This window comes from Streptomyces sp. NPDC001536 (genome assembly GCF_042894505.1).
GTDB lineage: Bacteria > Actinomycetota > Actinomycetes > Streptomycetales > Streptomycetaceae > Streptomyces.
In genome coordinates, this window is record NZ_JBIAVQ010000037.1 from 1 (window position 1) to 21,409 (window position 21,409).

Below are 21,409 nucleotides of genomic sequence, written 5' to 3' on the forward strand. Positions count from 1 at the left end.
GTCGAGGACGACGACCTGCACGGCACGGACGCCATCGGTACCTCGCTGGTGCTGGCGAAGGCGATCGAGAAGGCCGGCTACGACCTGGTGATCTCCGGCATGGCCTCCACCGACGGCACCGCGGGCATCGTGCCGGCGCTGGTCGCCGAGCGTCTGGGTGTCCCGCAGGTCACCCTGCTGTCCGAGGTCTCGGTCGAGGACGGCACGGTCAAGGGCCGCCGCGACGGCGACGCCGCGTCCGAGCAGCTGGAGGCCTCGCTGCCGGCCGTCGTGTCGGTCACCGACCAGTCGGGCGAGGCGCGTTACCCGTCCTTCAAGGGCATCATGGCCGCCAAGAAGAAGCCGGTGGAGTCCTGGGACCTGGAGGACCTGGAGATCGAGGCCGACGAGGTCGGTCTCGAGGGCGCCTGGACCAAGGTCGACTCCGCGGCGCAGCGCCCGGCGCGTACCGCGGGCACGATCGTCAAGGACGAGGGCGAGGGCGGCAAGCAGCTCGCCGAGTACCTCGCGAGCCAGAAGTTCATCTAAGGCTCACCCCCCTCACCGCCCCTCAGACTTCGCAATTCGCAGGAGAGCATTCCCATGGCTGAAGTTCTCGTCTACGTCGATCACGTGGACGGTGCCGTCCGCAAGCCCACCCTGGAGCTGCTGACGCTCGCCCGCCGCATCGGCGAGCCCGTCGCGGTCGCGCTGGGCAACGGCGCCGCCGACACCGCCGCCGCGCTCGCCGAGCACGGCGCCGTCAAGGTCCTCACCCACGAGGCCGCCGAGTACGCCGACTACCTGGTCGTCCCGAAGGTCGACGCCCTCCAGGCCGCCTACGACGCCGTCTCCCCGGCCGCCGTGCTGGTGCCGTCCTCCGCGGAGGGCAAGGAGATCGCCGCCCGCCTCGCGCTGCGCATCGGGTCCGGCATCATCACCGACGCCGTCGACCTCGAAGCCGGTGACGAGGGCCCGGTGGCCACCCAGTCGGTGTTCGCCGCGTCCTTCTCCACCAAGACCCGTGTCGTCAAGGGCACCCCGGTCATCACCGTCAAGCCCAACTCCGCCGCCGTGGAGGCCGCCCCGGCCGCCGGCACCGTCGAGGCCCTGACCGTCTCCTTCGGTGAGCTCGCCACCGGCACCAAGGTCACCGCCCGCACCCCGCGCGAGTCGACCGGCCGCCCCGAGCTGACCGAGGCCGCGATCGTGGTCTCCGGCGGCCGTGGCGTCAACGGCGCGGAGAACTTCGCGCTCATCGAGGCGCTCGCCGACTCCCTCGGCGCGGCCGTGGGCGCCTCGCGCGCCGCCGTGGACGCCGGCTGGTACCCGCACACCAACCAGGTCGGCCAGACCGGCAAGAGTGTGTCGCCGCAGCTGTACATCGCCTCCGGCATCTCCGGCGCGATCCAGCACCGCGCGGGCATGCAGACGTCCAAGACGATCGTCGCGATCAACAAGGACGCCGAGGCCCCGATCTTCGACCTCGTCGACTACGGCGTCGTCGGCGACCTCTTCGACGTCGTCCCCGCCCTCACCGAGGAGATCAACACCCGCAAGGGCTGATCGCACTCAGGCGTGACGAGGCCCCCGTGACCGCTTCCCGAGCGGCTCACGGGGGCCTCGGCTCATTCCAGGGTCAGGGATGCCTGAACCGGCAGATGGTCGCTCGGGAACTGTCCGTTCCACGCGAACGTGTTGATCCTGGCCCGGTGGACGGTGACCCGTGGCGTGGCCAGGATCCAGTCGATGCGGTCGCCGCCGGGCGTCAGCGGCTTGTAGCCGTGGAACGTGGCGTACAGCCTGCTGCGCTCGGCCGCCGCGTCCCAGGTGTCGACGAGCCCGGACTCGATAAGCGTGGTGTAGGCCTGGTTGGTGTGGGCCGCCGCGTTGAAGTCGCCGGTCACCACGACCGGCAGGGAACGGTCGAACGATCCGATGCCCTCGGCGACGAGCAGCGCGGCCCGCTCGCGCGCGTACTGGCTCACATGGTCGAAGTGGGTGTTGAGGACGTAGAACTCGCGCCCGTCGTCGGCCCGGTCGCGAAACCGGACCCAGGTGACGATCCGCGGCAGCGCGGCACCCCAGGTGTTCGAGCCGATGGTCCTCGGGGTGTCGGAGAGCCAGTACGTGTCGTGCTCCAGCGGAGCGAGGCGGCGGGCGTCGTAGAAGATCGCCGTGGACTCGTCGTGGCTCCCGCCCTCGCGGCCGGTGCCGATCCAGTCGTAGTCCGGGCCGAGGTCGGTGTGGATGTCGAGGAGTTGCCGGTAGAGGCCTTCCTGCGTGCCGATGAAGGTGGGTGCCTCGCGGCGTAACAGGCGGCGCATCACCGGGCGGCGGGCGGCCCAGCTGTTGGGTTCGGTGGTGCTCGCGAAGCGCAGGTTGAACGACATGGCGTCGAGTCGGCGGCTGACCGACTTGGCGGCGGAGGCGGGCATCGTGGCCAGCAGCGGCAGGGTGAGAGCGGCGGCCATCGCCGTTCTCAGCCCCATGCGGCGCGTCATCGTGGTGGTGTCCGGCATGTAATCCCCTCCCGACGGATCAGGATGAAGGTGCGAACCGGTGTGCGAAAGATGGCCTGGAGGTACTTGGCATGCCGAATGAACGCCGCGGCTCATGCTGTGGACGGGGTGTTGACCAGCCGGAAGCTTCACGGATAACTTCGTTCAACGGATTGTTGATTCCGTAGAGTGGAAAACAGGAGGGTGTGGCATGGGTCAGGGCCAGCAGGAGCAGGTGGCGACAAGCCTCGCGGGCGCCGTCAGCGAGGAGATCAGCGCCTCCCTCGCGCCGGTCGACGCCGAGCTGGAGCGCCGCTACCCCGGTGACCCCGGCACTCGCCAGCCCGTCCACACCGTCTACGTCCCCGGTGACGCTTTCGCCGCCGGCACCCTGCGCTCCTGGGGCGACCGGGCCCTCGCGGCCCTCGACGAACACGCTCCGGACGCCGCGTCCTTCGCCGCCGTACTGGGCCTTTCCGACGAACTCGCCGAGCCGGTGTACACCCGGGTACGCGCCAAGCTGGAGCGCGAGCCGATCGAAGACCTTCGGGTGGACTTCGAGGACGGCTACCAGGGCAAGGACGAGGACCAGGACGCGGCCCGTTCGGCCCGTCTGATCGCCGAGGCGTACGAGAACGGCACGGCGGCCCCGTACATGGGCATCCGCATGAAGTGCATGGAGACGGCGGTGCGCGACCGCGGCATCCGCACGCTGGACATCTTCCTCACCGGACTGATGGAGGCCGACGGTCTGCCCGAGGGGCTCGTCCTCACGCTGCCGAAGGTGACCTACGCCGAGCAGGTCACCGCCATGGTGCGCCTCCTGGAGGAGTTCGAGAAGGCGCGGGGCCTGGAGCCCGGCCGGATCGGCTTCGAGATCCAGATCGAGACAAGCCAGTCCATCCTCGCCACCGACGGCACCGCCACCGTCGCCCGGATGATCCAGGCCGCCGAGGGGCGCGCCACCGGACTGCACTACGGCACCTTCGACTACAGCGCCTGCCTCGGCGTCTCCGCCGCCTACCAGGCCAGCGACCACCCCGCCGCCGACCACGCCAAGGCGATCATGCAGGTCGCCGCGGCCGGCACCGGGGTACGCGTCTCCGACGGCTCCACGAACGTCCTGCCGATCGGCCCGACGGCGAAGGTCCACGACGCCTGGCGGCTGCACTACGGCCTCACCCGCCGCGCCCTGTCGCGCGCCTACTACCAGGGCTGGGACATGCACCCCGGCCACATCCCCACCCGGTACGCCGCCGTCTTCGCCTTCTACCGCGAGGGCTTCGAGCAGGCCGCCGCCCGGCTCGCCCGCTACGCCAACCACACCGGCGGCGACGTCATGGACGAGCCCGCCACCGCCAAGGCCCTCGCCGGCTATCTGCTGCGCGGCCTGGACTGCGGCGCCCTCGACATCGCCGAGGTCGCCCGGCTGACCGGCCTGACCAGGGCCGACCTGGAGGGCTTCGCGGCACCGCGGCGCGGCGACCTGACGATCTCCGGCCAGTAGTTAGGGGCCGCTAGATTGCGGCCATGACTCTGGGACCCGATGACGAGATACGCACCCGTGAGGAACTGGCCGCGTTCGTCCGCGCACTGCACGAGGAGTGCCTCCAGCGCGGTGACGAGTGGGAGAACCGCACCCTCGACACCTTCCTGGAGGCGCTCTCGGCGTGGATCGACTCCGCGCCGGGCTGGTACCGGAACTTCGACAAGGACCTCCCCGCCGGGGGCGACTGGACCTTCCTGGCCCGGGCGTTGAGCGCGGCGACCGTCTACGAGTGACGGGCGGCACCCTGCGAGCCGTGCGTGACGGATTAGTCTGGGCGCCACGCATGGACGGGTCACAGGAACGGGGCAACGGTGTCATCGGGGGAGAACGGACGCACGGACGGGACCGGCCGAGTGCTGGCCGGGCGCTATCGCGTCGTGGCGCAGCTCGGCCGGGGCGGCATGGGCGTGGTCTGGCGGGCCGTCGACGAGGTCCTCGGCCGTGAGGTCGCCGTCAAGGAACTGCGCACCTACACCGACTCCGAGGGCCCCGAGCTCGCCGGTCTGCGGCTGCGTATGCAGCGCGAGGCCCGCGCCGCCGCCCGGGTGCGCCATCCCGGCGTCGTCGCCGTCCACGACGTGACCGAGGTCGACGGCCGTCCGCTGATCGTCATGGAGCTGGTGGACGGGCCCTCCCTGGACGACGTCCTGCGCGAGCGCGGCACCCTCGACCCCGGTGAGGCCGCCGGGATCGGCGCCAAGGTCATGGACGCGCTGGCGGCCGCCCACCGCGTCGGCGTCCTGCACCGGGACGTCAAGCCCGGCAACATCCTGCTCGACCGGTCGGGGCGGGTCGTCCTCACCGACTTCGGCATCGCGACGATGGAGGACCCGGGCGACGGCTCCGCCACCCACCTCACCCACAGCGGCGAACTCGTCGGCTCCCTCGACTACTTGGCGCCCGAACGGGCCCAGGGCGCCAACCCTGGCCCGGCCTCCGACATCTGGGCCCTGGGCGCCACGCTGTACGCCGCGGTGGAGGGCTCCTCGCCCTTCCGTCGCACGTCCACCTTCTCCACCCTCACCGCGATCGTCACCGAGCCGCTCCCGGAACCCGCTCGCGCGGGAACGCTCGGGCCCGTGCTCCGGCGGCTGATGGACAAGCGGCCCGAGGGCCGTCCCGAGGCGGAGGAGGCGCGGGAACTGCTCCAGGCGGTCGCGGACGCGGGCGGCACGGATTCCGCGACGACGACTCTGCGGGGTACGGCGGGGGCGGCGTCGGCGGGAACGGCGGGAACGGCGGAGACGGAGCGCACGGTGCCTTCGGTGCCGCCGGGATTCGGGCCGGTGGAGCCGGTGGGGCAGGGCGGCGCGGGAGCCCAGGGCTTCGGTCCTCCGGGCTACGGCGTCCCCGTCCCGCAGGGCCACGCTGCTCCCGGCCACGCGGGACCGCCGCCGCACGGCTTCGGGCCGGCCGCCCCGGGACCGCCGGCCCCGGCCGTCACCGGCCCCATGGACACCCCCCGCCCCTCCCGCCGCAAGGGCCGCGTGCTCCTCGCCGCCGCGGCCGTCACCGTCGTCCTGGCGTCGGCCGGCGTCACCGTCGCCCTGCTGAACAGCGGCGGCGACAAGGAGACCGGCGCGCGACCCACGGCGACCGCCACCGGAATCGAGGCCACCTCCTCGGCACGCGGCCGGGGCGACGCCGTCCCCACGGACGACCCCGAGCCCACCGGGCGGGGGGACGAGAAGACCCCGACGGCGACCCGGACACCGAGCCGCACGCCCGAGAGCACCCCCACGGACCGGGCCACCACGCCCACCCCGACAAGGACCTCGGGCGGCGGGGGCTCCAGTGACGGCGGCGCGACGGGAGGCGGGGGCGCGACGACCCCCGCCCCGTCCTGCTCCGCCATAGGCGGCGGCAAGTACAACTGCACGGTCTGGAAGACCGCCGACTCCTACACCGCCTCCGGCACCAAGGTCGGCATCCTCAAGGCGGGCACCAACTACTTCTACTGCCAGGCGAACCTGGGCCGCCGCGAGACGGACGGCGAGTGGACCAACGTGTGGTGGGCCAGGACGGACGACGACAGCGGCAACACGAACGTCTACGTCAGCGACGTCTACATCAAGGGCGGCGACAACGACGAACCGGTGCCGGGGCTCCCGGTCTGCTGAGCCCGCACGTGGCGCTCCAGGCCGGAGGAGGTCACCAGCTTCTCCTCCTTGAAGAGCCGCGTGCCCTGCCGGCACAGTCCTCGGTCGGCCCGCGCCCGGGCACAGAACTCCTCGGGCGTGACCCCGAACAGCTCCCTCAACCGCGCCGAGCCGACGAGGAGTTCGGTGAGCAGCGCCCGCTGGCCCGGGTGGGTGCGGGGGGCGCCGGTGCCGTCGTGGAGGACGCCGTGGCGGTTGACGTACACGTACACGCCCGGGAGTCGTGTGCCGCCCGCGAGCTCGATCCGTACCTCGGGGGAGGGCAGCCAGACGCGTTGGTAATTGCCGGTCGGCAGCGGCACTCCCTCGCTCGCGTCGACCACCGCCAACTGCTCCGCGTCGAGCCAGGTGACGAACAACTCCCGTACGGTGGCGGGCGCGTCGACCGGTGAGGCGGACACATACCCCAGCAGGCTCACATGCGCCGAGACGCCGATGTCGATGCCCGTGACACGGGTCCGCACCATCGGGATGGGGGAGGTGATCCCGTACTCGGCCATCTTGTGGCGCAGTTGGGCCGGGCTGGCGTTGGAGCCGACGGCGAGGACGGGGACGCGGTCCTCGTGCACCAGCCGGTCCAGGGGTAGGAAGAGGTCCCCGTCCAGGAGCCCGGAGTCGACCGGCCAAGCACCCGGGTACAGCAGCGGATGATCACGCGGCGCCTCGGCCAGCCCGAGGGCTTCCAAGGAGCGGGCGTCCGGGGCCGGTTGGAAGGCGGGCACGGCGTGCCGGTGACCGCTTGCCGAGGAATCGGGGGCCGGCGGCCCCGGCCGTGACGGCCCGCCGGGGTCCCCATCTGGGTCCGATGACGGCTGTGGTGGGTCGCCTGCGGACAGTGCGGACCTGCCCGCGTGTCCGTCCGGGGCCTGCTCGGCCTGCTGTACCTCGCGCGTGCGCTCCGCCATCCGCCGCTCAGTCCGCCGGCGGCAGTTCGCCCGAGCCGCGGGTGATGAGGCGGGTGGGGAGTTCGATGCGTTCCGGGGTGATCAGGGTCCCGTCGAGTTGGCGGAAGAGGCGCTCGGCGGCCGTGCGGCCGAGGGCGGCGGCGTCCTGGGCCACGACGGTGACGCCCGGCTGGAGGAGGTCGGCGAGTTCGATGTCGTCGAAGCCGACCAGGGCGACGTGCCGGGACTGTTCGGCGAGGACACGGACCACCGTGACCGTCACCCGGTTGTTGCCCGCGAACACCGCGGTGACCGGCGCCGGTCCGGAGAGCATCTCCTCGGCCGCCCGGCGCACCCGCTCGGGGTCCGTGACGCCGAGGGACATCCAGGAGTCCTCGACCGGTATGCCCGCGTCCTCCATGGCGGCCCGGTAGCCGCGCAGCCGCTCGGCGGCGGTGTGGATACGGGGCATGTCGCCGATGAAGCCGATCCGGCGGTGCCCGTGGGCGATGAGGTGGGCCACGCCGTCGCGGGCGCCGCCGAAGTTGTCGGAGAGGACGACGTCGGCGTCGATCTGTCCGGCCGGGCGGTCCACGAACACCGTGGCGACGCCCGCCTTCAGCTCGGGCTCCAGATACCGGTGGTCGTCACCGGCCGGGATGACCACCAGGCCGTCCACCCGCCGTGCGCACAGCGCCAGGACCAACTCCTGCTCGCGGTCCGGGTCCTCCGCGCTGGACCCGTTGATCAGCAGGGCGCCGTGAGCACGGGCCACCTCCTCGACGGAGCGGCTCAGCGGCCCGTAGAAGGGGTCCGCGAGGTCCTCCAGGACCAGCCCGATGCTGGCGGTGCTGCCCTTGCGCAGCACCCGCGCACTGTCGTTTCGGCGGAAGCCGAGCGCGTCGATGGCCTCCTGGACCCGGCGCTCGGTCTCCGGTGTGACGCCCGGTTCGCCGTTGACCACACGGGAGACCGTCTTGAGGCCGACCCCGGCGCGCGCGGCCACGTCCTTCATCGTCGGACGGTTGCCGTAACGCGAGGCGGAGATGCGGTCTGCGCGGCGGGTGGAGTCGGGCACGATGCGGCGTCCTGTTCCTGTCGTCCGAGAAAGGTGCGGCGTCCATGATTTTGTATGAGGATGTGGCGTCGAGCATAGAGCCTGGACAACGTTGTCAGATGCGGGGGACACTGTCCACCGCAATCTCCGGTTCCGTGCCCCCACCCCGGGATCGGCCCACCCCTGCTCATGGTTGACCGGGAGATCACACACTGATGCACACCGACCTCGTGGCCGCGCTCGACATCGGCGGCACCAAGATCGCCGGGGCGCTGGTCGACGACCAGGGCCGGATCCTGGTGCGAGCCCAGCGCGCCACGCCCGCCAAGGAGGACGGCGAGACCGTGATGGGTGCCGTCGAGGAGGTGCTCGGCGAGCTCACCGCGTCGCCGCTGTGGGGACGCGCCTCCGCCCTCGGTATCGGCAGCGCGGGTCCTGTGGACGCCTCCGCGGGCACCGTGAGCCCGGTCAACGTGCCCGGCTGGCGCGACTATCCGCTGGTCCGGCGGGTACGGGAGGCGACCGGTGGGCTGCCCGTCGAGCTGATCGGCGACGGCGTGGCGATCACCGCGGCCGAGCACTGGCAGGGTGCGGCCCGTGGCCACGACAACGCGCTGTGCATGGTCGTCTCGACGGGCGTCGGCGGGGGCCTGGTCCTCAACGGCCGTCTGCACCCCGGTCCGACGGGCAACGCGGGCCACATCGGCCACATCAGCGTGGACATGGACGGCGACCCGTGCGCGTGCGGTTCGCGCGGTTGTGTGGAGCGCATCGCGAGCGGTCCGAACATCGCCCGCCGGGCTGTCGCGAACGGCTGGCTCCCCGGCCCCGACGGAGACACCTCGGCCGCGGCGGTGGCCGCCGCCGCCCGGGCCGGCGACCCCATCGCCGTGGCCTCCTTCGAACGGGCCGCCCGGGCGCTCGCGGCCGGCATCGCCGCCACCGCGACCCTCGTCGAGATCGACATCGCCGTGATCGGCGGCGGTGTGGGCAAGGCGGGCGACGTCCTGTTCACGCCGCTGCGCAAGGCCCTGACCGACTACGCCACCCTGTCGTTCGTGCAGCGCCTGGTGGTCACCCCGGCCCAGATGGGCACCGACGCGGGTCTGGTGGGTGCGGCGGCGGCCGCGCTCGCGAAGCGGACGGACGCGGCCACGGTCTGAGGGGCCGGGGCAGGAACGTTCACTCGGCGGCCGGACGCCCTCCGCGTACTTCCGCCGGCCGCTTTCGGCGACGTTCCCGTGACTCACGCTCGCCCGCGCCGTTGATCCGGGCATGAAGAAGCGCACCATGCTCGCCATCGCCACCATGGCCACCGGTTTCGTCGTCGCCGCGGTCACCCCCTCGCACGCCGCGGGGGGCGACCTGCCCGACCTCGACGTGGACAAGACCGTCAGCACGCTCGGCGACACGATCGCCAGCGACAGCCTCGCCGTCGACGACACCGCCCTCGGGCAGAACGGCTGAGGCCGACCGGGAAACGGCGCCGGTGCCCCTTGCGTCAGGGGGCGCCGGCGCCGTCGTATGCGCCCCCTCAACTGCGGCTGGTTTCCGTGGCAGGGTGAAGCGGGCAAGCCTCAGGGGGCCAACAGAAGAGGGGGAACCGTGATCGTCTGGATCAACGGTGCGTTCGGTGCGGGGAAGACCACCACCGCACGAGAACTGATCGAACTGATCCCGAACAGCACGCTCTTCGACCCCGAGGTCATCGGCGGAGCGCTGACGCACCTGCTCCCGCCCAAGCACCTCGCCGAGGTCGGTGACTTCCAGGACCTGCCGATCTGGCGACGTCTCGTGATCGACACGGCCGCCGCCATGCTGGCCGAGCTCGGCGGGACCCTCGTGGTCCCCATGACCCTGCTGCGCCAGGAGTACCGCGACGAGATCTTCGGCGGCCTCGCCGCCCGCCGGATCGCGGTCCGGCATCTCCTTCTCGCCCCGGCCGAAACGATCCTGCGGGAGCGAATAGCCGGGCGGGAGATCCCGCCCGATCTGCCCGACGGCGACACACGGGTACGGCAGTGGTCCTACGACCACATCGAGCCGTACCGCACCGCCCTCGCCTCCTGGCTGACCGCCGACGCCCACCCCGTCGACAACGGCGCCCTCACCCCGTACGAGACCGCCGTCCGGATCGCGGAGGCGGTCGGATCCGGTTCCGTACCCGTCTGCGACATCGTGCAGACCCCCGAACCGACCGCCGAGACCCTCGCCGCCGGAGTCCTCCTCTTCGACGAGCAGGACCGGGTGCTGCTCGTCGACCCCACCTACAAGGCCGGCTGGGAGTTCCCCGGCGGCGTCGTCGAACCCGGTGAGGCGCCCGCGCGGGCCGGTATCCGGGAGGTCGCCGAGGAGACCGGGATACGGCTGGAGGACGTACCGCGGCTCCTCGTCGTCGACTGGGAGCAGCCCCGGCCGCCCGGCTACGGCGGTCTGCGCCTCCTCTTCGACGGCGGCCGCCTCGACTCCGCACAGGCGGGCCGGGTGCTGCTGCCCGGCCCCGAACTGCGGGACTGGCGTTTCGTCACCGAGCAGGAGGCCGCCGACCTGCTGCCACCCGTCCGCTACGAACGGCTGCGGTGGGCGCTGCGGGCCCGGGAACGCGGGGCCGCGCTCTATCTGGAAGCAGGCATTCCGACAGCCTGAGCGGCGGCGTCCAGCGCCTCGTCCGGATAGGGGGTCAGTCTGCTCTCCTCGATCAGGCGACGGGCGAAGTCGTTCATGACGGCTGCCGGTCGGGCGTAGCGGGTGATGATGTCGGCCGCGGCCCGAGGGATGCCGCCCTCGGGCCGCTCGCCGTCGGCCCATGCGCGGATGAAGGCGTCCCGTTCCTGGCCGCGATGCCCGAAGAGGGCGGTGACGAGCCAGATCACCAGGTGTCTGGTGGTGTAGTCGCGGTCGTAGTGCCGATGCCGGTCGAAGAAGGCGCGCTCCTGCGGGGTGAGGCGGAAGCGGGTGGACAGGGAGAGGCCGTAGTCGGCGAGGTAGAGCCTTCGGCCGTCGGTGAGGATGTTCTGGAAGTGGGCGTCGAAGTGCAGGAGTTCGCGGCCGCGGAGGAATCCGGTGATCTCGCCGAGCTGCTGCTCCACCAGAGCGCACGCGGCGTCGGCGTCGTCCGTGCGCAACCGGGCGTCCAACCAGTCGTGGAGGGTGTGCGGGACGTACTCCAGGAACAGTGCCAGGCTCGCGGACGCCGTCCGCAACGCCTCGATGCGCTCGCGCACCGCCGAACCGCCGCCCCAGTAGGCGACGGTCCGCTCCACGTCCGCCAGCTCGGGGGCCAGGGGCTGCGGGGTGTCGGGCAGGAGCCGCCAGTGGTGCATCAGCGGGAAGCCCGGGAAGCGGTCGGCCAATACCCAGTTGGTGGTCATGGTGTGCACGGCGAGTTCCCGCCAGGCACCCAGGCCGGGGCTGCCGATGCCGTAGTGGAAGTACGGCGGCGCCCGGAAGAGGTTCGCCGTGGACCGGACGTTCTCCGGCCGCCGTTCGAGGTCGGTGAGCGGCACCCGCTTCACGAAGACCCGTCTGCCGTCCACCTCGACGAGCGCCGCACGTCCGCCGATTCCGGTGGCGAGCGGTGTTCCCGACGCCACCAGCTCCGCGAGTTCGCGGTCACCGAGGAGCGAGAGGGACGTCGCGAGCTCTGAATGGACAGCGACGCGCGTAGTGGGGGCCATGGCCCCATCTTCAGTGAGCCGACCCGGAATTGAGGGAGAACGCGGGAAGGGCCCCCGTCCCAGGACGAGGGCCCTCCGCTGTGTGTCGGCGCCGGTCAGCCCGCCGCGTAGTTGCGCAGGAACAGTGCCTCCGCGACCGAGAGGCGTTCCAGTTCCTGTGGGGACACGCTCTCGTTCACGGCGTGGATCTGGGCCTCGGGCTCGCTGAGGCCGATGAGGAGGATCTCGGCGTGCGGGTAGAGCGCGGCGAGGGTGTTGCACAGGGGGATGGAGCCGCCCTGGCCCGCGTACTGCATCTCCTGGCCCGGGTAGGCGACCGACATGGCCTCGGACATCGCCGCGTACGCCGGGCTGGTCGTGTCGGCGCTGAAGGGCTGGCCCTGGCCGATCTGCTCGGTGCGCACCCGGGCGCCCCACGGGGTGTGCGCCTCCAGGTGGGCCTGGAGCAGCTTGGTCGCCTCGGCGGCGTCGACACCCGGCGGCACCCGCAGGCTGACCAGCGCGCGGGCGCTCGCCTGCACGGACGGGGTGGCGCCGACGACCGGCGGGCAGTCGATGCCGAGGACCGTGACGGCCGGACGCGCCCAGATGCGGTCGGCGACCGTGCCCGAGCCGATCAGCTCGACGCCGTCCAGGACCTTCGCGTCCTCGCGGAACTGCTCCTCGTCGTACTGAAGGCCGTCCCACCCGGTCTCGGGGGCGAGGCCGTCGACCGTCGTCGAACCGTCCTTCGCGCGCAGCGAGTCCAGTACGCGGATCAACGCGGCCAGCGCGTCGGGCGCCGCGCCGCCGAACTGGCCCGAGTGCAGGTTGCCCTGGAGCGTGTCGACCTGCACCCGGAGCATGGTCATGCCACGGAGGGTGGAGGTGACCGTCGGCAGACCGACCCGGAAGTTGCCCGCGTCGCCGATGACGATGGTGTCGGCCTCCAGGAGGTCCGGGTGTTCCTCGGCGTACCGCTCCAGACCGCCCGTGCCCATCTCCTCGGAGCCCTCGGCGATCACCTTGACGTGCACCGGCACACCGCCGTTCGCCTTCAGGGCGCGCAGCGCGAGCAGGTGCATGATCACGCCGCCCTTGCAGTCGGCGGCACCGCGCCCGTACCAGCGCCCGTCGCGCTCGGTCAGCTCGAACGGCGGAGTGGTCCAGGCGGCCTCGTCCAGCGGCGGCTGCACGTCGTAGTGCGCGTAGAGCAGGACGGTCTTCGCGCCCGCGGGCCCGGGCAGGTAGCCGTACACCGACTGGGTGCCGTCCGGGGTGTCGAGCAGGGCCACGTCCTGGAAGCCCTCGGCGGTGAGCGCGTCGGCGACCCAGCGGGCGGCGCCCTCGCTCTCGCTCCTGGGGAACTGGTCGAAGTCCGCCACCGACTTGAACGCCACCAGTTCGGTGAGCTCCGCCCGCGCCCTGGGCATCAGCGAGGCGACGGTCTCGGCGACCGGATTCGACGACATGGGCACGCTCCTTGTAGGTGCGACGTTGTACACGTGGGTATGGAGATCCTCCCACAGTGGCCTGCGGCGATGACGGTCGTAGGATGCGGGAGGCAGGTGCGGCAACGGGCTTGATCGGAGCAGTAGACCATCGTGACCAGCGAGAGCTCTTCGGCGGACGACGCGCGGCAGGTGTGGGACGTCGTCGTGGTGGGTGCGGGGCCGGCAGGCGCCTCGGCCGCGTACGCGGCGGCGGTGGCCGGCCGCCGTGTGCTGTTGCTGGAGAAAGCGGAGCTGCCCCGCTACAAGACGTGCGGCGGCGGCATCATCGGCCCCTCGCGCGACTCCCTGCCACCCGGCTTCGAGCTGCCGCTGCGGGACCGGGTGCACGCGGTGACCTTCTCCCACAACGGCCGCTTCACCCGGACGCGTCGCTCCAAGCAGATGCTGTTCGGGCTGATCAACCGGCCCGAGTTCGACCACCAGCTCGTCGAGCACGCCCAGAAGGCCGGCGCCGAGCTGCGCACGGGCGCCGCCGTCCAGCGGGTCGAGCAGCACGGTTCGGCGGTGCCGGACCGGCGTACCGTCGCCGTGGTCCTTCAGAGCGGCGAGACGGTGCTCGCGCGGGCGGTCGTCGGCGCGGACGGCAGCGCCAGCCGGATAGGAGCACATGTCGGGGTGAAGCTCGACCAGGTGGATCTGGGCCTGGAGGCGGAGATCCCGGTGCCCGAGACCGTGGCCGAGGACTGGCAGGGGCGGGTGCTCATCGACTGGGGTCCGATGCCCGGCAGTTACGGCTGGGTCTTCCCCAAGGGCGACACCCTCACGGTCGGGGTGATCTCGGCGCGCGGCGAAGGGGCCGCGACCAAGCGGTACTTGGAGGAGTTCATCGGGCGGCTCGGGCTCGCCGGGTTCGAACCGAGCATCTCCTCCGGTCACTTGACCCGCTGCCGGGCCGACGACTCTCCGCTGTCCCGCGGCCGGGTGCTGGTGTGCGGGGACGCGGCGGGGCTCCTGGAGCCGTGGACGCGCGAGGGCATCTCGTTCGCGCTGCGTTCGGGGCGGCTCGCGGGGGAGTGGGCGGTGCGGATCGCCGAGGCGCATGACGCGGTGGACACCCGGCGCCAGGCCCTGAACTACGCGTTCGCCGTGAAGGCGGGTCTCGGCGTGGAGATGAGCGTCGGCAAGCGGCTGCTGATGGCGTTCGAGCGCCGCCCTGGCCTCTTCCACGCGGCGCTGACCGGGTTCCGGCCCGCCTGGAGGGCGTTCATGGAGATCACCCGCGGGTCCACGACGCTGGGTGAGCTCGTCCGCGGCCGTCCCATGGCCCAGCGTGTCCTGGCCGCGCTGGACCGTCGGCAGGTACCGGACGGCGACGAGGTCACTTCCTCACGGTGATCCGGAAGACGGGGTGGTCCTGGGCCGCCGCGGCGATCTCCTCGTCGGAGGACTTCGCGGTGACGCCCTGGAAGTACTGGTTGACCTCCCAGCCCCACTTCTCCAGGTAGGTCCGCAGGATCGGGAGCTTCTCCGCGTCGGGCAGCTCCACCGCGGTGAACTCGCGGACCTTGCGGCCCACCCGCAGCTCCCCGCCGCCGGCCACGCGCATGTTGCGCACCCACTGGGAGTGGCCGCGGGCCGAGACCAGGTACTGCCCGCCCTCGTAGGTGTGCGGGTTGACCGGGATGCGCTGCATCTTGCCGCTCTTGCGGCCGCGCACCGACATCTCCGCCATCCCCGCCAGGCTGAGGCCGTGCCGGGCCAGCCAGCCGAAGACGCTGTTGAAGCGGACGTTGAGCGGGCTGCCCTTGAGGTAGTACGGCTGCGACATGGTGACTCCCGTCGGATTGAGAGAGCGGTGCTCTCGCTGTGCCCTCAGTCTGCTCCAGAACGGTGCTCCAGAGCAAGAGCAGTGCTCTCTTTTTTGTTCGCTGCTCTCGTTTGTGTGCACTGCTCTGTATTCATGGGACACTGGCCCGTATGAGCACCGCACACGGCGCCCGTGCCCGGGCCAGGATCGAAGTCACCGCGGCCATCAAGGACGCGGCGCGCAGACAGCTCGCCGCCGACGGTGCCGCGAAGCTCTCGCTGCGGGCCGTCGCGCGTGAGCTCGGCATGGTCTCCTCCGCGCTCTACCGCTACTTCCCGAGCCGTGACGACCTGCTCACCGACCTCATCATCGACGCCTACAACTCCCTCGGCGAGAGCGCGGAGGCGGCGCACGCCAAGGTCGCCGACGCCGGCCCCGCCGAGCGCTGGACCGCGGTGTGCGAGGCGGTACGCGGCTGGGCGCTCCGGCATCCGCACGAATACGCGCTGATCTACGGCTCCCCGGTGCCGGGCTACACCGCGCCCGACACCACGGTCCCGGCCGCCGCCCGCGTCGGCCTCCTCCTCATCGGCATCGTCCGCGACGCCCACGAGAAGTCCGCCCTGACCGAGCCCCCGCTCCCCGCCGAACTGCGCCCCGAGGCCGAGCGGATGGCCGCGGACCTGGCCCCCGACCTGCCGCCGGAGTCGGTCGCGGCGCTCGTCGCGGCCTGGGCCCAGCTGTTCGGGCTGGTGGGGTTCGAGCTGTTCGGGCAGTTCAACCGGGTCGTCGAGGACCGCGACCCGTTCTTCCGGCAGGCGGCAGTCCGACTCGCCCACGGGGTGGGGCTGGTGGTTCAGCCGACCGGCACCGCCGGTGAGGCAGAGGGCAGCAGTTCCGGGTCCTGACGCAGCACCCGGGCATGCAGGGACCGCAGCGCCGGTCCCGGGTCCGCCCCCATCGCCTCCGCGAGCCGCCGCCGGACGCCCTCGTAGGCCGTGAGCGCGTCGGAGGGGCGGCCGAGTCGGCACAGCGCGAGCATCAGCAGCTCGACCAGGCGCTCACGCAAAGGGTGCGTCGCCACGAGACGGACCAGCTCATGGACGTACTCGAAGGAACGGCCGAGCGCGATCTCGCCCTCCAGCCGGGCTTCCAGGACCGTGAGCCGCTTCTCGGCCCAGCGCAGCCGCTCCGCCGCCAGCCAGGGCGCCCGCAGGCCCTCCGCGAAGTCGCCGCGCCACAACTCCTCGGCCCGGCGCGCCAGTTCGACAGCCCGCCGCACCTCACCGGCGTCCCGCGCGGCGCGCGCCTCGTCCACCAGGAGCCGCCGTTCGGCCAGGTCGCCGATGGCGGTGCCGGTCAGCCGGTACCCCGCGCCCGTCCACTCCAGCAGCACACCCTCCCCGAGCGCGCGGCGCAGCCCGGAGACGTACTTCTGCACAAGGTTGCGCGCATGCACCGGCGGCGCACCACCCCACACCGCCTCGACCAGCCCGTCGTACGACAGGGCCCGCCCCTCCTGGAGCAACAGCACGGCGAGAACCGCGCGCTGCTTCGGCGGACCCAGCGGGATCTCCACATCGTCGCGCAACGCCCTCAGCGGGCCCAGCAGTTCGCACCGCACGGTCCCGGCAGTCCCCTCACCCATGCGTCGAGCCTAACGCCGCCCGCGTCCTCATGCCGGGACGACCAGATTCCGCTTGCGCGGCCGCGGCAGGGAGATCTTCGGACAGGACTCGACGCAGACGGCGTCCGTGCACACCAGTGCCCCTCATCGACCAGGTGGCAAAGCCACCCTTCGCCGTCTTCCAGTGGATCTTCCAGCGGGCCTTCCAGCGGGCGGGCGGACGGTGGGCGGGTCACTCGATCCCGAACTCCCCTGGAAGGGCTGCCCCATGCTCACCCGGCTCGGCCGTCTGGCGGTGCGGCGCAGTGGCGCCGTGCTGATCGGCGCACTACTCGTCCTGCTCGGTCTCGGCGCCTACGGCGCGGGCGCCCAGGAGGATCTCGATCTGTCGCGGTGGAGCGCGCCCGGCACCGAGTCGGTGCGGGCCGGGGACCTGCTGCGCGACGACTTCCGCACCGGGAACCCCAATCTCGCCCTCCTGGTCACGGCCCGCGACGGTGACGTGGACAGCGCGCGCACCGAGCGGGCCGGGCGTGAACTGGTCGCGGAGGTCGCGGAGTTGCCGCGGGTCATGGACGTGACGTCCTACTGGGACGCCGACAGCTCCGCCCTGCGCGGCGAGGACGGGCGGCGTGCCCTGATCCTCGTACATCTGGCCGGTGACGCCACCGAGACCCGTGAGGAACTGGCCGCCCTCTCACCCCGGTTGACCCGCACCACCCCCGAACTCGACGTCCGCGTCGGCGGACAGGAGGAGATCTCCCGGCAGGTCGGCGAGGAGGCCCGCGCCGACTTCCTGCGGGCGGAGGCGTTCGCCCTGCCGGTCGTGGTGCTCCTGCTGGTCCTGGTCTACCGGCGCACCGCGGCCGCCCTGCTGACCGTGGCCGTCGGACTGTTCTCCGTCCTCGGCGCGCTAGCGGGGCTGCGGCTGCTGGCGCAGTTCACCGAGGTGTCCACGTTCGCCGCGAACCTGGCCCTCGTGCTCGGCCTCGGACTGGGCGTCGACTACGGCCTGTTCGTCATCAACCGCTACCGCGAGGAACGTGGCGCGGGCCGCGACCGGGAGGCGGCCGTCCTCGCGGCGACCGTCACCGCCGGCCGCACGGTCGTCTTCAGCGGGATCACCGTCGCCGTGTCGCTGTGCGCGCTGCTGGTGTTCCCGTTCTTCTTCCTGAGCTCGTTCGCCTACGCCGGTGTCCTCGTCGTCCTCGGCGCGGTCGCCGGGGCCGTGCTCGTCCTGCCGGCCGCGCTCGCCCGCTGGGGACACCGCGTGGAACGGCCCACCGCACCGGCCTCCGGCTTCTGGCACCGCACCGCGCTCGCGGCCATGCGCCGCCCGCTCCTCGCCGGTGCCGGAGTGCTCACGGTCCTCCTCGTCGCCGCCGCCCCCCTGCTCGGCCTGCGCTTCGGCCTCCCCGACGAGCGCACCCTGCCCGCGGGCACGTCCTCGCGCACCACCTCCGAGATCGTGCACCGCGAGTTCGCCGCCGAACCCACCGACACCATCCAGGTCGTCCTGACCGAACCCGCCGACACGCGCGCGTACGCCGCCCGGCTCTCCCGCGTCCCCGGCGTGCACCAGGTGGACGCGCCCGACGGCGCCTACCGGGACGGCCGGCGCGCCGGAGCCCCCGGCCAGGACCGGCTCACGGCATCCGACGGACGCGCGCGCCTGGCCGTCGTACCCACACAAGAGGCCATGTACGGGAACGTCCCCGCTCTCGTCGAACGCGTCAGGGACACCGCCGCCCCGGCCCCCGCCCTCGTCGGCGGCTACCCGGGCGAGACCACCGACTTCCGCGCCACCCTCCTCGACCGGCTGCCGTTCGCCGTGGGCCTGGTCCTGGTGGCGACGTACGTGATCCTCTTCCTGATGACCGGCAGCGTGCTGCTGCCGCTGAAGGCGACCGTGCTCAATCTGCTCAGCCTGTCGGTGATGTTCGGCTGTCTGGTCTGGGTCTTCCAGGACGGACATCTGTCCGGGCTCCTGGGCTTCACCCCGACCGGCTCCATCGAGCCGAGCATCCCGGTGCTGATGTTCTGCGTGGCCTACGGGCTCTCCATGGACTACGAGGTGTTCCTGCTGGCCCGTATCAAGGAGGAGCACGAGCGGACCGGCGACACCGTGCGCGCGGTCGGTGAGGGCATCCGGCGCAGCGCACCGCTGATCACCGCGGCGGCCGGGATCCTCGCGCTGTCCTTCCTGTCGTACGCCACCGGAGGCGTCGTCTTCCTCAAGGAACTCGGCGTCGGGACGGCCCTGACGATCCTCGTCGACGCCACCCTCATCCGGGTCGTCCTGCTGCCGGTGACGATGCGGCTCGCGGGGCGGGCGAACTGGTGGGCGCCGAAGCGGCTGCGGCGGCTGCGGGTCAGGGAGGGCGACGTACTTCGGGGGGAGTACGTGTGATGTCCTCGCCCGGCTGACGTCCGCGGCGGTGGGCGGCGTCTAGCGTGGCGGACATGGATGAGCGGCGCGGGTCCGGAGGTCTGTGGTGGCGGTACGGACCGCCGTGGTGGCACCGCTGGGGCGAGGCGGAGCATGCTTCCCGGTGGCCCTGGCTGTCCACCGTGCTGATCACGGTCTTCGTGCTGGGCGGATCCCGCTTCGCCGCCGAGCAGCAGATGGACGATCGCGCCCCCCTCGACACCTTCGCGCGCGTGCTGCTCGTCGTGGCGGCCGGACTGCTGCTGTGGCGCAGGCGGTACCCGGTGGTCGTGGTGTTCGGCACGGCGGCCGCCACGATGCTCTATCTGGGCGCCGGATACCCCTACGGGCCGGTCTTCGTGACCTTCGCCGTGGGCTGCTTCAGCGCCATCGTCGCGGGACACCGGAAGGCCGCCTGGACGGCACTCGGTCTCCTCTGGGCCGGGCATGTGCTGGTGGCCCACTGGCTCTACCAGTGGCTGCCGCCCTCCGGGGACGAGGCCGCCTCCTGGGGCTCGGAGGGTGTGGTCGCCGCCTGGGGTGTCGCCATCGTGGCGCTGTCCGAGCTGGCCAGGACCCGTCGCGAGCAGTGGGTGCGGGAGCGGGTCGAGCAGGCGCAGGCGGCGCGGCGGCGCGCCGACGAGGAGCGGCTGAGGATGGCCCGTGAACTGCACGACGTCCTCGCGCACAGCATCTCCGTGATCAACGTGCAGGCCGGTGTCGGCCTCGCCCTTCTCGACAGCGACCCCGAACAGGCGCGCACCGCGCTCACCACCATCAAGGCCGCCAGCAAGGAGGCGCTCGGCGAGGTCCGCCAGGTCCTCGACACCCTGCGCACCCCCGGGGACGCGCCCCGCGCGCCGGCCCCCGGGCTCGACCGGCTGCCGGAACTGGTGGAGCAGGCCGCGAGCGCCGGACTGACCGTGGAGATCGAGGGGGAGGCCCCGAAGCTCGCACCGGGTACGGACCTCGCCGCGTTCCGTATCGTCCAGGAGGCGCTCACCAATGTCGTACGGCATTCGGGATCACGGCACGCGCGCGTGCACCTCGCTCAGGACGCAGGGACGACGCTACGGCTCCGTATCGACGACGACGGACCGGCGACCGGCGCCGACGCGGGCGGCAGCGGCAACGGGCTGGCCGGAATGCGGGAGCGGGCCGCGGCCCTGGGTGGCACGATCGAGGCCGGGCCGCGTCCCGACGGGGGCTTCCGGGTGCTCGCCGTACTGCCCCTCACAGTGAAGGAGAACCGGTGATCCGCGTACTGCTCGCCGACGACCAGTCACTTGTCCGGGCCGGATTCCGGGCGCTGCTCGACGCGCAGCCGGACATCGAGGTGGCCGGCGAGGCCTCCGACGGCGAGGAGGCGGTGCGCCTGGTGCGCGAACTGCGCCCGGACGTCGTGCTGATGGACATCCGGATGCCGGTGCTCGACGGTCTCGCCGCGACCCGCCGGATCACCGACGACGAGCGGCTGGCGGACGTCAGGGTGGTCATGCTCACCACCTTCGAGCTCGACGAGTACGTCTTCGAGGCGATCCGCTCGGGCGCCTCCGGGTTCCTGGTCAAGGACACCGAGCCGGAGGAACTCCTGCGTGCGGTCAGGGCGGTGGTGGAGGGGGACGCGCTGCTCTCGCCGGGGGTGACCCGGCGGCTGATCGCCGAGTTCGCGGCCCGTTCCAAGGAGCCCGCGACGGCCGACGCGCTGGCCCGGCTCACCGAGCGGGAGCGGGAGGTGATGGCGCTGGTCGGCATCGGACTGTCCAACGAGGAGATCGCCCGGCGCCTGGTGGTCAGCCCGCTCACCGCGAAGACCCACGTCAGCCGCACGATGGTGAAGCTGGGGGCCCGCGACCGGGCCCAACTCGTCGTGCTGGCCTATGAGTCGGGGTTGGTGCGGCCGGGCTGGCTGGGCTGAGCCGAGCCGTCCTCGCGCCCGAAGCGCAGCAGCACACTGATGACGCGGGCCACGAACAGCACCGGTGCCACCGCGAGGGCCACGTGGAGCAGGAGCTTCTCCACCGTCCGCGGCAGGTCGAAGAAGAGCGCCGGACCCGCGAGCGCCCCGAAGACGACCGCCGCCGCGAACGCCGCGCTGAACAGCGCGTATCCGATCTCGACGGTGATCGCGTCCCGCGCGGCCTGATCCCGTCGTCCCCCGTGTCCGGTCATACGACGAGTCTCACAGCGGTGGGGGGGGGGGGGGGGGGGCGCCCCCCGCGGGCGCGCCCGCGCGGGGGGCGCCCCCCCGGAGAGCGCCCGGGCCCCCGCCCGCCCCCCCCGCCCGCGGGGGGGGGGGGCGCACACG

21 protein-coding genes are annotated in these 21,409 nt (G+C 72.3%); 13 read left to right on the forward strand and 8 right to left on the reverse strand.

Annotation, left to right across the window (positions count from 1 at the left end):
• Window positions 1–528, forward strand: a 528-nt coding sequence (locus ACFY0U_RS45235) for an electron transfer flavoprotein subunit beta/FixA family protein (protein WP_388646309.1), incomplete at its 5' end; no start/stop codon positions are given.
• Between the two features lie 54 nt (window positions 529–582).
• On the forward strand, window positions 583–1,545 hold the full coding sequence (locus tag ACFY0U_RS45240) for an electron transfer flavoprotein subunit alpha/FixB family protein (protein WP_388646310.1): 963 nt from the start codon (window positions 583–585) through the stop codon (window positions 1,543–1,545).
• 62 nt (window positions 1,546–1,607) lie between these two features.
• Here ACFY0U_RS45240 and ACFY0U_RS45245 read toward each other — a convergent pair whose 3' ends face one another.
• Window positions 1,608–2,501 (reverse strand): endonuclease/exonuclease/phosphatase family protein, encoded by an 894-nt coding sequence (locus ACFY0U_RS45245; RefSeq protein ID WP_388646311.1) that lies wholly within the window; start codon window positions 2,499–2,501, stop codon window positions 1,608–1,610.
• Between the two features lie 190 nt (window positions 2,502–2,691).
• On the opposite strand from ACFY0U_RS45245, the gene ACFY0U_RS45250 reads away from it, so the two are divergent.
• From ACFY0U_RS45250 to ACFY0U_RS45260, 3 genes are all read left to right on the forward strand, one after another.
• Window positions 2,692–3,987 (forward strand): DUF6986 family protein, encoded by a 1,296-nt coding sequence (locus ACFY0U_RS45250; protein WP_388646313.1) that lies wholly within the window; start codon window positions 2,692–2,694, stop codon window positions 3,985–3,987.
• A 23-nt stretch (window positions 3,988–4,010) separates the two neighbouring features.
• Complete coding sequence (locus ACFY0U_RS45255) at window positions 4,011–4,262, forward strand: hypothetical protein (RefSeq protein ID WP_388646314.1); 252 nt, start codon at window positions 4,011–4,013, stop codon at window positions 4,260–4,262.
• 78 nt (window positions 4,263–4,340) lie between these two features.
• Window positions 4,341–6,149, forward strand: a complete 1,809-nt coding sequence (locus ACFY0U_RS45260) for a serine/threonine-protein kinase (protein ID WP_388646317.1) — start codon at window positions 4,341–4,343, stop codon at window positions 6,147–6,149.
• Here ACFY0U_RS45260 and ACFY0U_RS45265 read toward each other — a convergent pair.
• Together ACFY0U_RS45265 and ACFY0U_RS45270 are read right to left on the reverse strand one after the other, a co-directional pair.
• The gene (locus ACFY0U_RS45265; RefSeq protein ID WP_388646320.1) at window positions 6,095–6,910 is read right to left on the reverse strand and encodes a hypothetical protein; all 816 of its coding nucleotides are present in this window, start codon (window positions 6,908–6,910) and stop codon (window positions 6,095–6,097) included. The two genes, ACFY0U_RS45260 and ACFY0U_RS45265, sit on opposite strands and share 55 nt — an antisense overlap.
• Before the next feature lie 190 nt (window positions 6,911–7,100).
• Complete coding sequence (locus ACFY0U_RS45270; protein WP_388646321.1) at window positions 7,101–8,150, reverse strand: LacI family DNA-binding transcriptional regulator; 1,050 nt, start codon at window positions 8,148–8,150, stop codon at window positions 7,101–7,103.
• Window positions 8,151–8,344: 194 nt separating this feature from the next.
• Between ACFY0U_RS45270 and ACFY0U_RS45275 the strand changes: the two genes are divergently transcribed.
• The 3 genes from ACFY0U_RS45275 to ACFY0U_RS45285 all read left to right on the forward strand — a co-directional run bounded on the left by ACFY0U_RS45275 (window position 8,345) and on the right by ACFY0U_RS45285 (window position 10,775).
• A complete protein-coding gene (locus ACFY0U_RS45275; protein WP_388646323.1) occupies window positions 8,345–9,292 on the forward strand; it encodes an ROK family protein in 948 nt (315 codons plus the stop codon).
• A 112-nt stretch (window positions 9,293–9,404) separates the two neighbouring features.
• Window positions 9,405–9,596 carry a hypothetical protein gene (locus tag ACFY0U_RS45280; RefSeq protein WP_388646325.1) on the forward strand — a complete coding sequence of 64 codons (192 nt, stop codon included), beginning with the start codon at window positions 9,405–9,407 and terminating at the stop codon, window positions 9,594–9,596.
• A 138-nt stretch (window positions 9,597–9,734) separates the two neighbouring features.
• Window positions 9,735–10,775 carry an NUDIX domain-containing protein gene (locus tag ACFY0U_RS45285; protein ID WP_388646326.1) on the forward strand — a complete coding sequence of 347 codons (1,041 nt, stop codon included), beginning with the start codon at window positions 9,735–9,737 and terminating at the stop codon, window positions 10,773–10,775.
• Here ACFY0U_RS45285 and ACFY0U_RS45290 read toward each other — a convergent pair.
• Both ACFY0U_RS45290 and ACFY0U_RS45295 read right to left on the reverse strand, forming a co-directional pair.
• Window positions 10,745–11,806: a protein kinase family protein gene (locus tag ACFY0U_RS45290; RefSeq protein WP_388646329.1), complete on the reverse strand. Its 1,062-nt coding sequence runs from the start codon at window positions 11,804–11,806 to the stop codon at window positions 10,745–10,747. The genes ACFY0U_RS45285 and ACFY0U_RS45290 overlap by 31 nt on opposite strands.
• A 95-nt stretch (window positions 11,807–11,901) precedes the next feature.
• Window positions 11,902–13,257 carry a dipeptidase gene (locus ACFY0U_RS45295; protein WP_388646331.1) on the reverse strand — a complete coding sequence of 452 codons (1,356 nt, stop codon included), beginning with the start codon at window positions 13,255–13,257 and terminating at the stop codon, window positions 11,902–11,904.
• Between the two features lie 132 nt (window positions 13,258–13,389).
• Here ACFY0U_RS45295 and ACFY0U_RS45300 point away from each other — a divergent pair, with 132 nt between their 5' ends.
• Window positions 13,390–14,634 (forward strand): geranylgeranyl reductase family protein, encoded by a 1,245-nt coding sequence (locus ACFY0U_RS45300; protein WP_388646334.1) that lies wholly within the window; start codon window positions 13,390–13,392, stop codon window positions 14,632–14,634.
• Here ACFY0U_RS45300 and ACFY0U_RS45305 read toward each other — a convergent pair.
• A complete protein-coding gene (locus tag ACFY0U_RS45305; RefSeq protein ID WP_388646337.1) occupies window positions 14,618–15,067 on the reverse strand; it encodes a nitroreductase family deazaflavin-dependent oxidoreductase in 450 nt (149 codons plus the stop codon). The genes ACFY0U_RS45300 and ACFY0U_RS45305 overlap by 17 nt on opposite strands.
• Before the next feature lie 149 nt (window positions 15,068–15,216).
• Between ACFY0U_RS45305 and ACFY0U_RS45310 the strand changes: the two genes are divergently transcribed.
• A complete protein-coding gene (locus ACFY0U_RS45310) occupies window positions 15,217–15,954 on the forward strand; it encodes a TetR/AcrR family transcriptional regulator (protein WP_388646339.1) in 738 nt (245 codons plus the stop codon).
• On the opposite strand, the gene ACFY0U_RS45315 is transcribed toward ACFY0U_RS45310, so the two are convergent.
• Window positions 15,903–16,694, reverse strand: a complete 792-nt coding sequence (locus ACFY0U_RS45315; RefSeq protein ID WP_388646341.1) for a BTAD domain-containing putative transcriptional regulator — start codon at window positions 16,692–16,694, stop codon at window positions 15,903–15,905. The genes ACFY0U_RS45310 and ACFY0U_RS45315 overlap by 52 nt on opposite strands.
• A 247-nt stretch (window positions 16,695–16,941) precedes the next feature.
• Here ACFY0U_RS45315 and ACFY0U_RS45320 point away from each other — a divergent pair, with 247 nt between their 5' ends.
• The 3 genes from ACFY0U_RS45320 to ACFY0U_RS45330 are packed head-to-tail and all read left to right on the forward strand — an operon-like array spanning window position 16,942 to window position 21,019.
• Complete coding sequence (locus ACFY0U_RS45320; RefSeq protein ID WP_388646343.1) at window positions 16,942–19,083, forward strand: MMPL family transporter; 2,142 nt, start codon at window positions 16,942–16,944, stop codon at window positions 19,081–19,083.
• Window positions 19,084–19,136: 53 nt separating this feature from the next.
• Complete coding sequence (locus ACFY0U_RS45325) at window positions 19,137–20,357, forward strand: sensor histidine kinase (protein ID WP_388646345.1); 1,221 nt, start codon at window positions 19,137–19,139, stop codon at window positions 20,355–20,357.
• Window positions 20,354–21,019: a response regulator gene (locus ACFY0U_RS45330; RefSeq protein WP_388646348.1), complete on the forward strand. Its 666-nt coding sequence runs from the start codon at window positions 20,354–20,356 to the stop codon at window positions 21,017–21,019. The genes ACFY0U_RS45325 and ACFY0U_RS45330 overlap by 4 nt, the downstream gene beginning before the upstream one ends.
• On the opposite strand, the gene ACFY0U_RS45335 is transcribed toward ACFY0U_RS45330, so the two are convergent.
• Window positions 20,980–21,273 carry a DUF6332 family protein gene (locus ACFY0U_RS45335; RefSeq protein ID WP_388646350.1) on the reverse strand — a complete coding sequence of 98 codons (294 nt, stop codon included), beginning with the start codon at window positions 21,271–21,273 and terminating at the stop codon, window positions 20,980–20,982. The genes ACFY0U_RS45330 and ACFY0U_RS45335 overlap by 40 nt on opposite strands.
• Window positions 21,274–21,409 lie beyond the last annotated feature (136 nt).

Excerpts from the sequence above, each read along its gene's own strand:
- ACFY0U_RS45240 (WP_388646310.1), top strand. The coding sequence starts at position 583 with ATGGCTGAAGTTCTCGTCTACGTCGATCACGTGGACGGTGCCGTCCGC.
- ACFY0U_RS45245 (WP_388646311.1), bottom strand. The coding sequence starts at position 2,501 with ATGCCGGACACCACCACGATGACGCGCCGCATGGGGCTGAGAACGGCG.
- ACFY0U_RS45250 (WP_388646313.1), top strand. The coding sequence starts at position 2,692 with ATGGGTCAGGGCCAGCAGGAGCAGGTGGCGACAAGCCTCGCGGGCGCC.
- ACFY0U_RS45255 (WP_388646314.1), top strand. The coding sequence starts at position 4,011 with ATGACTCTGGGACCCGATGACGAGATACGCACCCGTGAGGAACTGGCC.
- ACFY0U_RS45275 (WP_388646323.1), top strand. The coding sequence starts at position 8,345 with ATGCACACCGACCTCGTGGCCGCGCTCGACATCGGCGGCACCAAGATC.
- ACFY0U_RS45280 (WP_388646325.1), top strand. The coding sequence starts at position 9,405 with ATGAAGAAGCGCACCATGCTCGCCATCGCCACCATGGCCACCGGTTTC.
- ACFY0U_RS45290 (WP_388646329.1), bottom strand. The coding sequence starts at position 11,806 with ATGGCCCCCACTACGCGCGTCGCTGTCCATTCAGAGCTCGCGACGTCC.
- ACFY0U_RS45295 (WP_388646331.1), bottom strand. The coding sequence starts at position 13,257 with ATGTCGTCGAATCCGGTCGCCGAGACCGTCGCCTCGCTGATGCCCAGG.
- ACFY0U_RS45305 (WP_388646337.1), bottom strand. The coding sequence starts at position 15,067 with ATGTCGCAGCCGTACTACCTCAAGGGCAGCCCGCTCAACGTCCGCTTC.
- ACFY0U_RS45310 (WP_388646339.1), top strand. The coding sequence starts at position 15,217 with ATGAGCACCGCACACGGCGCCCGTGCCCGGGCCAGGATCGAAGTCACC.
- ACFY0U_RS45315 (WP_388646341.1), bottom strand. The coding sequence starts at position 16,694 with ATGGGTGAGGGGACTGCCGGGACCGTGCGGTGCGAACTGCTGGGCCCG.
- ACFY0U_RS45320 (WP_388646343.1), top strand. The coding sequence starts at position 16,942 with ATGCTCACCCGGCTCGGCCGTCTGGCGGTGCGGCGCAGTGGCGCCGTG.
- ACFY0U_RS45325 (WP_388646345.1), top strand. The coding sequence starts at position 19,137 with ATGGATGAGCGGCGCGGGTCCGGAGGTCTGTGGTGGCGGTACGGACCG.
- ACFY0U_RS45335 (WP_388646350.1), bottom strand. The coding sequence starts at position 21,273 with ATGACCGGACACGGGGGACGACGGGATCAGGCCGCGCGGGACGCGATC.